Origin of the sequence: Rhodococcus sp. (in: high G+C Gram-positive bacteria), from assembly GCF_049286785.1 — a bacterium.
Taxonomy (GTDB): domain Bacteria; phylum Actinomycetota; class Actinomycetes; order Mycobacteriales; family Mycobacteriaceae; genus Rhodococcus_F.
Genome location: NZ_JBAQEO010000668.1, coordinates 1 through 13,408 on the forward strand (window position 1 = coordinate 1; position 13,408 = coordinate 13,408).

A 13,408-nucleotide genomic window follows, 5' to 3' on the forward strand; every position below is an offset into this window, starting at 1 on the left:
ACTTCCACCCATACCAAAGCCCTCATCGGACCCGTACGGCCTAGACCTTCCATTCAATCGACCAGATCCCTTGGCCGAGAGACTCCGCGAAATGAGCATTGCCAGGTATCAGGAAGCTGTCAGGGAAGCCGAGGAGTCTCAGGTACAGGTCAAGATCGTATGGCGCAGCCGTCGTGGCCGCTGGTCGGAGCAGCTCACCTGACCGGCTAGTTAGTCGAGATCGGCTGGCCGATCACCATCCGTATACCCGACGTGACCCTCGAGGGCTTTCAGAAGCAAGTCGAGCCCATCACCGGCCCAGTCGTTCACGCCGACCAAGTCGCTTCGGGCTGTCCATCGCCGTCCTCAGCGAGCAATCAGCGTCGTAATCTGAAGTCGCGGACGGGATGACACCCCATCGCCGTCGAAGGGTTCGCCGGTCCGGCCGTTCGGGTCATGCAGGCTCGGTCCTTTCAGCAAGGACAGCCCGGAGGAGTCCGGCGCCCCGGCGATTGCGGTCCTCTCGTCTGGGGTCGTGGTCACAGGGATTTCGGCCGCAGTACCCGTCGTCATCGCACATCGAGCACTCGGCGATTGCGCGGGCTCGGGCCTCTGCGCGGTCGCGTGTGGCGTCAGATGCGGTTTGACGCTCGGCGCGGGTGCGGTCGGTCTGCCAGCCCTCGTACGCGCGGCGGGCGTCACCGCAGGCCTGACAATTCGGCGGGTGCGGATCGTTGATGTGCCTGAGGCATTGACGGGGAGGCGCTGCGGACCAATCGCCCCGACCAGCGGCAGCCGCGCTTGCCTCCCCTGATCTATGACCTGATCCATGACGTGATGGGGGGTCGGTGAGTGAACCCCTTGACTGATACTCAGCGACCCCCTTGATAGGCACTGAGTGACCCCCTTCCCCGTTTGAAGCGGATTGCTCAGCGACCCCCTTTACACCTCCCGAAGGGGGTCTGTGAGTGGCCCCCTTCGGGAGGTTGTTCGGCAACAGTTCCCACACGTTCGCCGCACCCTTACGGTGCTGATTCCCACCCTTCTGGACGATGCGCGCGAAGCCCTTCTCCTGCAGCACCCGCAACGCAAGAGTGAGAGTCCGCGGCGTCACGTTCGCCGCGGCGGCGAGAGTGGCCTTGCTCGGGTGGGCGTTCCGCAGGTGTGCGTCGGTGTAGGTGAACAGCGTGACGAGCACCCGGAACTCGGCATGCGTCAGGTCCGCGCCCCGCAGTCCCGCAAGCCATTCGAGCTTGCTCACGGACTCGTTCGACATTGTCAGCCGAACCGCTCGAAGATGCCGGGCCTCGCGCCGCCCCGGCGCCTGCAGGGGTTCGGGGTACTCTGACTCATTGATTCCATCCTTTGGTAGGGGTTGAATTCAATGCCCTCGGTCGCGGTGCCAGCCGCGCCGGGGGCGTTTTCGTTACCGGCGTCCTTGTGGTCGACGCGCAGGCAACGTGGATAGCCGTAGCTCATCCATGTCGACTCCCCGTAGTGGGCGCCGGCCATCACGCTGCTCCCGGCCGGTCATCGGTGCGCTGCAGCGTGTTCGCGTCGGCCCAGGCCTGGACATCAGCCCATCGGTAGAGCACACGTCGGCCGTGCTTGATGAACTTCGGACCGATACCCCGGTATCGATCCTGGGCGAGCTTCGCGGCACTGGTCCGCAGATAGGCGGCCACCTCGTTCGGTGTCGCGAGCGGCGATTCAGGCATTCCATCTCCTTCGATTGCGGATAATGAGCGGGTATTGCATAAGCGGCTCATAGTCAACGTACAATCAGTGAGCGAGAGTTGCAATACCAGCGCGAGCGGGTGTTGGGAACATAGGTCGATTCATGACAGGCTGTCCGTGTGGAAATCACGGCACTGAACGGCAGGCCCGTCGAGTCAGGCAGTCGCCTACCTGCGCCCAAACATCCCGTCGCGCCCAATCTGAAGGGGCACAAGATGGTTGAAGTGAAGGCCACGGCAGCGGAGTCGGGCGTACTGCCGTACGACGTGACGGCAACAGTGGAACCGGACGGCACGGGGAAGCTCGTGGTGACCAAGCTCGTAGCCGAGCAGGTCGAGGGCGGTCCGCCCGTACAGCGCGGCGAGCTTGCCAAGATCTCGGTCGAGCCATTCATCCGCTATGTGGCGAGTGCAACCGTGCTACAAGCTGACTCCGCGGATGACGAGCAACCCGGCCCCTCCGAGGAATTCCGGGACAGAGTTGCCTCGAACGGCCTCACCGATCTAGACCTTCCCGACCTCGCCAAGGCGTATCGCTGGGTCCGCCTGCAGGAGGGCAAGCCGACTGCGCTGCTCGCCCAGCAGTTCAATCTGTCCACCGCGACCGTGAAGCGATGGCTGGCGAAGGCAGTGGATGCCGGCTTCCTGACCCAAGCCGAGCGCACGAAGTAAGCCCGCTGTGGCGACCATCGAGGCCTACTCGACCGCGGCTGGCAAGCGGTACATGGTCCGCTACCGGACACCCGAGCACGGCCAGACGAAGAAGCGTGGGTTCCGCACGAAGCGGGACGCCGAAGCATACGCCGCGACGGTCGAGGTCGAGGTCGAGAAGCTCACCGGCGCCTACGTCGCGCCGGCACTCGGGCGGATCACGGTCGGCGAACTCGGATCGGACTCTGGCTGCAGCGCAAGCAGATCGACGTGAAGCCGTCGACGTACAACAGTCTCGAAACGGCGTGGCGGGTCCACGTCGAACCGCGGTGGGGTCGAAGCCGGCTGACAGACATCGACCTCGATTCTGTCGAGCGGTGGATCACGGAGCTGGTGCGCGCCGGTAAAGGCGCAACGGTGGTCATCCGCGCGTACGGCGTCCTCGCGAGCATCCTCGACGGCGCGGTGAAGGCGCGACGGCTCGCCAGCAACCCAGCCCGCGGTGTCGAGAACCTGCCACGGAAACAGCGCAAGCCCCGCGTGTACCTGACGCACGCGCAGGTGCAGGCCCTCGCGGAGAAGTCCGGCCAGCACGAGACCCTCGTCTACCTCCTTGCCTACTGTGGCCTCCGGTGGGGCGAGGCCATCGCGCTGCGCGTCAAGCACTTGGACCTCCTGAGGAAGCGGCTCACTGTCGTCGACAACGCGGTGCAGGTGAACGGTCAGATCCACGTCGGCACCCCAAAGTCGCACGTGCACCGCTCGGTGCCGATCCCGGCGTTCCTCGTCGAGATGCTCGCCCGACAGTGCGAGGGCCGCGACCGTGGCGACCTCGTGTTCCCCGGACGGTCCGGGAGCTACCTCCTACGGCCTGTCAGCTTCACCGGGTGGTTCGAGAAGGCCGTAGCACGCTCAGGCGTCCCCAAGCTCACACCGCACGACCTGAGGCACACCGCGGCGTCGCTGTCGGTGTCGGCCGGCGTGAACGTGAAGGCGCTGCAGCGGATGCTCGGGCACGCCTCGGCGGCGATGACACTCGACACCTACGCAGACCTCTTCGACGACGATCTCGAGGCCGTGGCAAGCGCCCTCGACGACGCCCGTTCGCGGGCATATGTGCCCAAAGTGTGCCCACCAGCACCTGTAGGCGACCTCGGTAGCGCATAAAAATAGCCCCTCACCTGCAGTGACAGGTGAGGGGCTCTTGGCGGAAGCGGAGGGATTTGAACCCCCGGTCGCTTTCACGACGCTCGCTTTCAAGGCGAGTGCATTCGGCCGCTCTGCCACGCTTCCGTGGGCGATCCTATCGGTAATGGTCCGCAGCCGGGCAACCGGTCAACGGTCGCCGATGGCCTTGTCGACGCGCTCGAACACCTCGGCGAGAACCTTCAGCTGGGTTTTCGTCAACAGGTCGACAAGATTGCTGCGTACCCCGGCGACATGTGTGGGGGCCGCCTCGGCGAGACGGGCACGTCCCTCGTCGGTGATCACGGCGAGCACCCCACGCCCGTCCTCCAGACACGTGTCCCGCGTGACCATGCCCTGCGACTCCATCCGCCGGATCTGATGAGTGAGCCGACTGCGTGAGGACAAGACCCCGTCCGCGAGGTCGCTCATACGAAGCGAACCGTCCGGAGACTCGGACAGCATTACCAGAATCCGGTAATCGGCCAGGGAGAGATCGTGTTTTTCCTGCAAATCCCGATTGAGAACGTCCATCAAACGCTGGTTGCCATCCATGTATCCGCGCCACGCACGCATCTCGGCCGGGCTCAACCAGTTGGTCCGGACTTCGGGGTCGGAGGTCTCTGCTGTCACAAGTTCACATTCTAGGGCGCGACCTTACTTTCGAGTAGCAGTCAGGTCCCCGAACACACGGGTCGACAACCGTGGCCGGTCACGGCGCCCGGGGTCCCCGGACTTCGCTAGCGTCGTGAGCATGTATGCAATCACGATCGACCAGCCCGGCGGCCCCGAAGTGATGAAATGGGCTGAGCAGCCAGACCCCGAACTGTCCCCCGGACAGGTACTCATCGACGTCGCGGCAACCGCCGTCAACCGCGCCGACCTGCTGCAGCGTCGCGGACTGTACCCGCCGCCGCCCGGGGCCAGCGACATTCTCGGGCTCGAATGCTCCGGCATCATCGCCGAGGTCAGCGATGGTGTGACGGAGTGGTCCGTCGGTGACCAGGTGTGTGCACTCCTTGCCGGTGGCGGCTACGCCGAACGCGTCGCTGTCCCCGCGTCGCAAGTTCTCCCCGTCCCGGAAGGTGTGGATCTTCTCGTCGCCGCGTCGCTACCCGAAGTCGCGTGCACGGTCTGGTCGAACGTGGTGATGAACGCAGGCCTGTCCCGTGGTGACGCATTCCTCGTCCACGGTGGCGGCGGCGGGATCGGCACACACGCCATCCAGGTGGGGGTCGCGCTGGGCGCGCGCGTGGCCGTCACGGCCGGTTCCGACGCGAAGCTGGCCCGGTGCCGCGAACTCGGCGCGGACATCCTGATCAACTACCGCGACGCCGACTTCGTGGAAGATGTTCGCAAAGCCACCGACGACCACGGTGCCGACGTCGTCCTCGACAACATGGGTGGCGAGTACCTCGGCCGGAACATCGACGTGCTCGCCGCCGACGGGCGCCTCGTCATCATCGGCATGCAGGGTGGCCGCAAGGGTGAACTGGACATCGGCAAACTACTCGCGAAACGCGCCCACGTCACGGCCGCCGGACTTCGGGGGCGCCCCGAGACGGGACGCGAAAGCAAAGCGGACATCGTCGCGGCTGTCCGCAAGCGCCTGTGGCCGCTGATCGCCGAAGGCGCCATTCAACCCGTCGTCGCCGCCGAACTCCCCATCACCGAGGCCCCGAACGGTCACGAACTGCTCGACTCACCGGACACCGTCGGCAAGGTGATTCTCACCATTCCACGTCACTGACCGCTTCCCTCGCCGTCGCACACCACCCCCCGCCGTCGCCCAATGTCACAGTGGTTCAGTCTGATTGAACGAATGTCACATTGGGCGAACGGCGCAGGAGGGACGGGTCAGCCGAGGGTGCCGAGTTCGCCCACGAGCTGGTCGAGTTCGTAGCGGGTGGTGTACGGGGCGAGGCCGATGGTGACGGCGCCGCCTTCGTCGTTGACCCCGAGGGCATCGAGGAGGCGGGAGCCGCCGTGGACTCCGCTGACCGTGGCGATGCGTTTGTCGGCCAGGTGGGACGCCACCTTGTCGGCGGAGACACCGGCGACGGTGAAACTGAGAGTGGGGACGCGGCTGGGTGACCGTCCGATGACCATTACCTGCGGTAGCCCTCGCAGCGAGGACATCAGGTGGTCGAAGAGGGTGTCCTGGTAGTTCTGCAGCGAACTGATGGACGTCTCGAGTCGCTCGCGGCGGGTGCCGGTGGCGGATTCGTCGAGTCCGGCGAGGAAGTCGATGGACGTTGTGAGGCCGGCGAGGAGCGCGAACTGGTGTCCGCCGACTTCGAGGCGTTCGACGCCTCGGGCGTAGGGGTTGAGAGACACGGCGGGGATGCGGTCGAGCAGGGACGGGTCCCGGAACACGAGGGCACCCACTTGCGGGCCGCCCCAGGAGGTGGCGCCGACGGCGACGACGTCGGCCCCGAGTTCGTTGATGTCGACGTGCGCATAGGGCGCGGCACCGATGGCGTCGACCACCATGAGTCCGCCCATTTCGTGGACGCGGTCGGCTGCGACGCGGACGTCCGGTGCAGAACCGACGATCGGGGAGGCGGCGGTGAGTGCCATGAGCCGGGTGGTGGACGTCACGAGATCCTGGAACTGCCAACTCGGGAGCTCGCACGTTTCGATCTCGACCTCCGCCCACCGCACCTGGGCGCCGTAGCGGGTGGCCACGCGCAGCCAGGGCGCGACGTTGGCTTCCTCGTCGAGGCGGGACAGGACCAGTCCGGTTCCCAGCCCCAGCCGGGTGCTCAGCGACTCCGCGAGCCAGGCGAGCAGAACGGCGCGGTCGGGCCCGAGGACCACGCCGGCGGGATCACCGCCGACGAGATCGGCGACTGCGGTGCGGGCTGCCTCGAGAACCGCCGCACTACGACGGCTGGACACATGACGCCCGTTGGACGACGACGCCGAAGCGCGGAAGGCCGTCGACACGGTGCGCGACACCGCGTCCGGAATCTGCATACCGGCCTGCGGATCGAGGTGGATCCAACCGTCACCGAGCGACGGGATGAGCCCCCGTACGCGGGCAACGTCGTAAGCCATGCCCGACACTCTAGGACCCGGAGTCAATACGGTCGAAGCCAGATCCGATTGTTGCGTTCCACAACAAATAGTTCAGGGTGAAAAGTCGGAGGTGGTTGCGCACGGGCGTGGCGGAACAGACAAGATAGAAGCATGACGAACTCGGAGAATGAACACGTACTCGTGATCGGTCCCGACGGTCAGCCCATGACAGTTCCGGCCGCGGAGGCTGCGGAACGCGAGTCGAGCGGCACCGACAGCTCGGAAAGCATCGCCGAGCAGGACGGGGACGGTACCTCGTTGGCCGACATGGTCGAGCAGCCTGCCAAGGTGATGCGCATCGGGACGATGATCAAGCAGCTCCTCGAGGAGGTACGCGCAGCGCCTCTCGACGACGCGAGCCGAAACCGGCTCAAGGAAATCCACACGTCGTCGATTCGTGAGCTCGAGCAGGGCCTGGCCCCCGAGTTGCGTGACGAACTCGAGCGGCTGGCGCTGCCGTTCACCGACGACACCGTCCCGTCCGACGCCGAGCTGCGCATTGCCCAGGCCCAGCTGGTGGGTTGGCTCGAGGGACTGTTCCACGGCATCCAGACGGCACTGTTCGCCCAGCAGATGGCGGCGCGGGCACAGCTCGAGCAGATGCGGCAGGGCGCTCTGCCTCCCGGCATCAGCATGGGCAACCCTCATCCCCTCCACGGTCACGAGCAGGGACCGCCTTCGAGCGGCACCGGCCAGTACCTGTAGCAACGGCCGAAAACGTCCGGAACTCGATCCCCGGTAGGCTCGGTGCCCGTGTCAGCATCCGCTATCGAATCCGAGGCTCCCGGCGACCCCATTCCGGTATCCGACTCGCAGACCTTCCGTCGCGCGTTCAAGGATCTCAGGGACGGTTTCGCCCAGCGCGAGCTGTGGTTGAGCCTCGGCTGGCAGGACATCAAGCAGCGGTACCGCCGCTCGGTGATCGGCCCGTTCTGGATCACGATCGCCACCGGCGTGCAGGCGTCCGCGATCGGCATCCTCTATGCCGCGCTGCTCGACATCCCGCTGGGCGAGTTCCTGCCGTACGTCACGGTGGGTCTGATCGTCTGGAACCTGATCAGTGCCAGCATCCTCGAGGGTTCCGAGGTGTTCATCGCCAACGAGGGATTGATCAAACAGCTGCCGTCGGCGCTGAGTGTGCACGTCTACCGGCTCGTGTGGCGCCAGCTTCTACTCTTCGCTCACAACCTGCTGATCTACGTGATCATGCTGTTCGCATTCGGGGTGTGGCGAGATCTGACCTGGACGTCTCTGGCGGCTGTTCCCGCACTGGCCCTGATCGTCGTCAACGCACTGTGGGTGTCGATCGTGTTCGGCATCTTCTCCACCCGGTACCGCGACATTGCGCCGATCCTCAGCAGCCTCACCCTGCTGTTGTTCGTGCTCACGCCCATCATGTGGACCACGCAGAGCCTCGAGGCGCAGGGCGGTCAGGCCGCCGAGCGCGTCAAACTGGCGGAGTTGAACCCGCTGTTCCATTACCTCGACATCGTGCGCGCCCCGCTCATCGGACAGGAACAGGATGCGTATCACTGGTACATCGTCCTGGCCATCACCGTCGCCGGATGGGCCTTCGCGCTGGTGGCGCTTCGCAAGTACCGGGCCCGCGTGCCCTATTGGGTTTAGGGGTTTGCAGCAATGACAGAACACGTGAGTATCGAGACGCGGAACGCCTGCGTCGATTTCCCGATCTTCGACGCCAAGTCCCGGTCGCTCAAGAAGGCGTTCCTCGGCAAGGCCGGCGGCTCCATCGGACGCAACAGCTCGGACGTCGTGGTGGTCGAGGCGTTACGCGACATCACTCTGTCACTGAAGGAAGGCGACCGGGTCGGCCTGGTGGGCCACAACGGTGCCGGCAAGTCGACGTTGCTGCGACTGCTGTCCGGCATCTACGAGCCGACGCGCGGGACCGCAACCATCCGTGGCCGGGTGGCACCCGTTTTCGACCTCGGTGTCGGCATGGACCCGGAGATCTCCGGTTACGAGAACATCATCATCCGCGGGTTGTTCCTGGGGCAGACCCGCAAGCAGATGCTTGCCAAGATGGACGAGATCGCCGAGTTCACCGAGCTGGGCGAATACCTGTCGATGCCGCTGCGCACCTATTCCACCGGCATGCGGGTGCGGGTCGCGATGGGCGTGGTGACCAGCATCGACCCCGAGATCCTGCTGCTCGACGAGGGTATCGGCGCGGTCGACGCCGAGTTCATGAAGAAGGCCCGGGTGCGGTTGGAGTCGCTGGTCGAACGCTCCGGGATCCTGGTGTTCGCCAGCCACTCCAACGAGTTCCTCGCCCAACTCTGCGACACCGCCATGTGGATCGACCATGGGCAGATCCGTCAGACCGGTGGCATCGAGGAAGTCATCCGGGCATACGAAGGTGACGACGCGGGAGACCACGTCCGGCACGTGATCGCCGAAATGGAACGCGAGAAGGCCGGCCTGACCGTTCCGTCACATCACTCGGAGGCGGAGTCGGCGTGAACGCTCCGGGCGAGCGGATCATCGGCGTCGTCGTCACCCACAAGCGCCGGGAGTTGCTCGCAGACTCGCTGAAAGTGCTCGATTCCCAGACGCGTCCACTGGATCACCTGGTGGTGGTGGACAACGCCGCCGAGGACGAGGTTCGTGAACTCGTCGAATCGGCCGCGGTCGCCACCACGTACCTCGGTTCGCGGCACAACTTGGGCGGGGCGGGCGGATTCGCGCTCGGCATCCTGTACGCCCTCTCGCTCGGCGCGGACTGGGTGTGGCTCGCCGACGACGACGGGCGCCCTGAAGGTCCGGACGTGCTCGAAACGCTGTACGACTGCGCGCAGCGGCACGGTCTGGCCGAGGTGTCCCCCGTCGTCTGTGACATCGACGACCCCGACCGCCTCGCGTTCCCCTTGCGACGTGGAGTCGAGTGGCGGCGACTGCGGTCGGAGCTGTTCGAGGACGGCGACGACACTGCCGACCTGCTGCCCGGAATCGCCTCACTGTTCAACGGCGCGCTGTTCCGGGCGTCCACCATCGATGCGGTGGGCGTGCCCGACCTCCGTCTGTTCGTCCGCGGCGACGAGGTAGAGGTACACCGACGGCTGGTGCGCTCCGGGCTACCCTTCGGGACCTGCCTTCAGACGGCATACGTACATCCCAACGGCGCCGAGGAATTCAAGCCCATTCTCGGCGGCCGCATGCACACGCAGTACCCGGACAACGACACGAAGCGGTTCTTCACCTACCGCAACCGCGGCTATCTTCTGTCCCAGCCCGGCATGCGGAGATTGCTTCCACAGGAGTGGGTGCGGTTCGGGTGGTACTTCCTCGTCACCCGGCGCGACCCGACGGGGCTGCGCGAGTGGATGCGCCTGCGCAGGATGGGACGCCGGGAAAGGTTCGAACGCCCGTAGCGAGGGCCGAGCAAGCCTGCGCGACAAGAGAATCGAGCACAGCGCGGCCGCGGTCGCGTGGAATGCCGACGCCCACACCGCCAATGTTGCTCGACACACATTCCGGTTCGTCCCCCGCGCGCGGGCACGAGTGGCAGCATGGAGATATGTTCGCCGGTTTTCGGAGACAGGCCCGACTGAAGTTGCAGCGCGCCCTGTCCGAGGTCGTGGCCGAATCAGACAGGCGCAGTCGCGAACTCCACGAGAATCAGCACGATCAGATTCTGGCGGAACTATCCGCCACCAACCAGGAACTCGGGCGTGTGCTGTCCGAATTGTCCGACGCCCGCATCGAAGTATCCGACGTCCAGCAACGCCTCGGCGAACTCGAGCAGCAGGCCCGCCGCGACATCACCCAGGCACTCGACGTCCGGGCCACCAACGAGGCCGCAGCGTTCGTCCTCGAGCACATGCCCAAGGCCCCGGTGTTCTGGAGCCCCCACGACACGCTGCGATACGGGCTCACCCGTGTGGAGGCCGACGGCATGGCCCTCGAATTCGGTGTCGCGTCGGGCACCACGCTCCGGATCATCGTGGAACAACTCAAGGACATCGAGCATGAAGTGTTCGGATTCGACGTGTTCTCCGGACTTCCCCAGACCTGGCGGACCGGCTTTCCCGCCGGCGAGTTCGCCCAGGACAAGATGCCCGACGTGCGCGGCGCGACACTGGTGCAGGGACTGTTCGAGGACACGCTGTCAGGATTCCTGACCAAGCATCCGGGGCCCGTGTCGTTCGTCCACCTCGACGCCGACCTCTACTCGTCCACGAAGACGGTTCTCGACCGGGTCGGCCACCGCCTGGTGCCGGGCTCCGTTCTCGTCTTCGACGAGTTCTTCAACTACCCCGGTTGGCAGCAGCACGAATACCGCGCTTGGAAGGAGTTCGTGGACCGCACCGGTCTCGGCTTCGAGTACCTGAGCTACACCGCCAACAACGAGCAGGTGGTCGTGCGCGTCATCTCGCCCATCGAACTACAGTCGGGTGAACTCACCGAGTGAGGTGACCGGGTTTCTCCCGCACATCACCTTTCGTACAGTCGTGCCCAGTTCTCACGACTGGTGAGCTCCGGCAACGCTTCCCGGTACCGGCGCTGCAGTTCGGGCGCTTCGGCACGCAACCGCCGCAGCACCTTGATCGTGCGCAGCAGGAGGCCGAGAGCAACCTTCTTGTCGCGGCGGCGGATCCGCACCCCCGACTGCGAGGCATCGGTGACCACCACGTGATCGAATTTCGAGATGTGCCACCAGTACGCGTCTTCACGCGGGACGGCGACGAGACCTGGAACGGTGCGCCCGAACCACTGATCGATTGCGCGTTTCAGGAGGATCGTGCGCTGCAGACTCGGTTCACCGCCCGCGCGACGGGTGTGCACGTCCGCGGCCTTCACGGGCGCCGTCGCGGCCGGGTGTTTGATCGTCTCCGGGTAGTCGGCGCGTTCCGCACGGACCGCGGCCATCGCCTTGATACCACCGTCCTGCAAAATCTGCGGACCTTCGAGGAAGTCCTCGATGCCGCGGAGAGTGGTGGCGGCGAGCCCGTACTGCATGCTGACGAGGAACTCGGCGATGTTGCGGAAGAACCGCTTCGACAGCAGTGTGGTGTCCAGGTCGCTGTGCAGAGCGCCGACGATCAGCGAATTGCGCATGCTGAAGTAGCGCGCCCAGTCGTCGAAGTCCTTCCAGTAGAAGTCGGCGTGCCACACCGCGGCGTTGGGCAGCGTCACAGTGACGAAGCCCGCCTCGCGGGCACGGATGCCGTACTCGACGTCGTCCCATTGGAAGAAGATGGGCAGCGGCAGGCCGATCTTCGCGACAACCTCGGCCGGGATCAGGCACGTCCACCAGGCGTTGTACCCGGCGTCGACGCGCCGCTCCTGGTTCTCCTCGAGCATGCTGGTGTTGCGCAGCGCCTTCGGTACACGCTGCCCGTGCTGCAGTACGTCGAGATGCACCTCTTCGGCGCCGACGTTGAGATAGTCGGGATTGAGAAGGAACAGCATCTGCGCCCCGACGAGAGTGGGCTCCACCGTCACATTCGCGAAAGCGTTGAGCCGCAGCACCGTCTCGGGCTCGCAGAGGATGTCGTCGTCCATCAAGATGATGTCGGTGCCGTCATCGGCCTCCGACACCTCGTGCAGTCCGCGGGTGAATCCGCCGGCGCCGCCGAGATTGGGCTGCTGCAGGTAATGCAACTTGGCGCCGAGACGCGGCGCGACCTCCTGATACAGCGGACGCTCACACACCAGATCCGTGCCCTGATCGACCACGTAGACGGCATCGATCACGTCCAGTACGCGGTGATCGGACGCCAGCGCGGCAACGGTGTGCGCGCAGTCCTCGGCGCGGTTGAAAGTGCAGATCGCAATCGCGACGGGACGGACCGACGGCGGAGCGGCCACGGTCCATTCGATGTGATCGACGTCGACGGCCCCGCCCACGGACTCGAACTCGAGCCACAGCGCGCCACCGTCCAGAAACTTGTCCAGGGGTGACGTGAGGGTGACGGTGCGCTCTCCCGTGGTGACGGTGCTGGCCACGATCCGCCGGTGACCGGCGATGTCGGACGCCATGAGCCACACCTTGCACCGCGAGCCCGCCGCGATGTGCGCGGAGGCAGCGACCTCGTTCACCGTGGTCCAACGCTGCCAGTAGCTCGCCGCGAACCTACCGAAGTACGTGTTGGTGTGCGCTTTGACGCCCGCCTCGAGATGGAGCTCGAACCGTGTCCGGCTCGACGGCCCCGTCGTCACCGCATAGAGCTCGTCGCTGACGATCGGCGAGGTACCGGTGAACAGTCCGCGCTGTGCGAGCAACCGGCCGGAACGCTCATGCGTCGACAATGTCGGTTCTGTGTCTGTCATTTCGGGCACGCCCACACCATCCACTACATTCGTTTCGCCACACCTTCACTCGCAGGGTATCGCGAAGTGTCGATGACCACCGAAACGCCGCGGTGCCTCCACCGGTTATGGTCTGTGCACACCCCTGCTCTCTGGAGACCTTCGTGAATTTCTGCCCACCCGCACCGGAACCTAAAGCACGCTGGATCTGGGGAACGGTGGTCGCACTTACCGTGTGCATCGGGTTCGTCCTGATACTTCAGATTGATTCTCGCTACTTCTACGTCGACGACACCGAGTCGGGAGCAGTCGGAAACTGGCTACAGCTGGGCCACCTCATGCGGTCCGGACAGTGGTTTCCCACGCTGGTCCTTGATCAGTGGATGGCGGGGAACTACCCCGTCGAGGGTCAAGGCGGTCTCTGGAATCCCGTCCAAATGCTCATCAACTTCATCGCACCCTCGGTGGACGATCTGGCGCTGTTGGCGACCGCGGTGAAACTG

Annotated in this window: 12 protein-coding genes, 1 tRNA gene and 2 pseudogenes; 9 read left to right on the plus strand and 6 right to left on the minus strand. The window is 65.3% G+C overall.

What is annotated here, in order from left to right; translation table 11 throughout:
- Positions 1-433 precede the first annotated feature (433 nt).
- Both WAW17_RS24010 and WAW17_RS24015 read right to left on the minus strand, forming a co-directional pair.
- The gene (locus WAW17_RS24010) at positions 434-1,255 is read right to left on the minus strand and encodes a helix-turn-helix domain-containing protein (protein WP_422335399.1); all 822 of its coding nucleotides are present in this window, start codon (positions 1,253-1,255) and stop codon (positions 434-436) included.
- Positions 1,256-1,490: 235 nt separating this feature from the next.
- On the minus strand, positions 1,491-1,697 hold the full coding sequence (locus WAW17_RS24015) for a helix-turn-helix transcriptional regulator (protein ID WP_422335400.1): 207 nt from the start codon (positions 1,695-1,697) through the stop codon (positions 1,491-1,493).
- A 234-nt stretch (positions 1,698-1,931) separates the two neighbouring features.
- Here WAW17_RS24015 and WAW17_RS24020 point away from each other — a divergent pair, with 234 nt between their 5' ends.
- Both WAW17_RS24020 and WAW17_RS24025 read left to right on the plus strand, forming a co-directional pair.
- Positions 1,932-2,387, plus strand: coding sequence for a hypothetical protein (locus WAW17_RS24020; protein ID WP_422335401.1), 456 nt, complete (start codon positions 1,932-1,934; stop codon positions 2,385-2,387).
- Positions 2,388-2,394: 7 nt separating this feature from the next.
- Positions 2,395-3,533, plus strand: a pseudogene (locus tag WAW17_RS24025) (tyrosine-type recombinase/integrase).
- A gap of 38 nt (positions 3,534-3,571) precedes the next feature.
- On the opposite strand, the gene WAW17_RS24030 reads toward WAW17_RS24025, so the two are convergent.
- Positions 3,572-3,659, minus strand: a tRNA-Ser gene (locus WAW17_RS24030).
- 42 nt (positions 3,660-3,701) lie between these two features.
- On the minus strand, positions 3,702-4,184 hold the full coding sequence (locus tag WAW17_RS24035; protein WP_422335402.1) for a MarR family winged helix-turn-helix transcriptional regulator: 483 nt from the start codon (positions 4,182-4,184) through the stop codon (positions 3,702-3,704).
- Between the two features lie 121 nt (positions 4,185-4,305).
- On the opposite strand from WAW17_RS24035, the gene WAW17_RS24040 reads away from it, so the two are divergent.
- Positions 4,306-5,301 carry an NAD(P)H-quinone oxidoreductase gene (locus WAW17_RS24040; RefSeq protein WP_422335410.1) on the plus strand — a complete coding sequence of 332 codons (996 nt, stop codon included), beginning with the start codon at positions 4,306-4,308 and terminating at the stop codon, positions 5,299-5,301.
- A 107-nt stretch (positions 5,302-5,408) separates the two neighbouring features.
- Here WAW17_RS24040 and WAW17_RS24045 read toward each other — a convergent pair whose 3' ends face one another.
- The gene (locus WAW17_RS24045) at positions 5,409-6,611 is read right to left on the minus strand and encodes a cysteine desulfurase-like protein (protein ID WP_422335403.1); all 1,203 of its coding nucleotides are present in this window, start codon (positions 6,609-6,611) and stop codon (positions 5,409-5,411) included.
- 132 nt (positions 6,612-6,743) lie between these two features.
- On the opposite strand from WAW17_RS24045, the gene WAW17_RS24050 reads away from it, so the two are divergent.
- The 5 genes from WAW17_RS24050 to WAW17_RS24070 all read left to right on the plus strand — a co-directional run bounded on the left by WAW17_RS24050 (position 6,744) and on the right by WAW17_RS24070 (position 11,064).
- Positions 6,744-7,337 carry a bacterial proteasome activator family protein gene (locus tag WAW17_RS24050; protein WP_422335404.1) on the plus strand — a complete coding sequence of 198 codons (594 nt, stop codon included), beginning with the start codon at positions 6,744-6,746 and terminating at the stop codon, positions 7,335-7,337.
- Positions 7,338-7,385: 48 nt separating this feature from the next.
- On the plus strand, positions 7,386-8,258 hold the full coding sequence (locus WAW17_RS24055) for an ABC transporter permease (RefSeq protein ID WP_422335405.1): 873 nt from the start codon (positions 7,386-7,388) through the stop codon (positions 8,256-8,258).
- 12 nt (positions 8,259-8,270) lie between these two features.
- Positions 8,271-9,116 carry an ABC transporter ATP-binding protein gene (locus WAW17_RS24060; RefSeq protein ID WP_422335406.1) on the plus strand — a complete coding sequence of 282 codons (846 nt, stop codon included), beginning with the start codon at positions 8,271-8,273 and terminating at the stop codon, positions 9,114-9,116.
- Positions 9,113-10,024 carry a glycosyltransferase gene (locus tag WAW17_RS24065; protein ID WP_422335407.1) on the plus strand — a complete coding sequence of 304 codons (912 nt, stop codon included), beginning with the start codon at positions 9,113-9,115 and terminating at the stop codon, positions 10,022-10,024. Before WAW17_RS24060 ends, WAW17_RS24065 begins: the two co-directional genes overlap by 4 nt.
- 146 nt (positions 10,025-10,170) lie before the next feature.
- Positions 10,171-11,064 (plus strand): class I SAM-dependent methyltransferase, encoded by an 894-nt coding sequence (locus WAW17_RS24070; protein WP_422335408.1) that lies wholly within the window; start codon positions 10,171-10,173, stop codon positions 11,062-11,064.
- Positions 11,065-11,087: 23 nt separating this feature from the next.
- On the opposite strand, the gene WAW17_RS24075 is transcribed toward WAW17_RS24070, so the two are convergent.
- The gene (locus WAW17_RS24075) at positions 11,088-12,926 is read right to left on the minus strand and encodes a glycosyltransferase (RefSeq protein WP_422335409.1); all 1,839 of its coding nucleotides are present in this window, start codon (positions 12,924-12,926) and stop codon (positions 11,088-11,090) included.
- Positions 12,927-13,123: 197 nt separating this feature from the next.
- Between WAW17_RS24075 and WAW17_RS24080 the strand changes: the two are divergent.
- Positions 13,124-13,408 (plus strand): annotated as a pseudogene (locus WAW17_RS24080) (hypothetical protein); the annotation flags it as partial.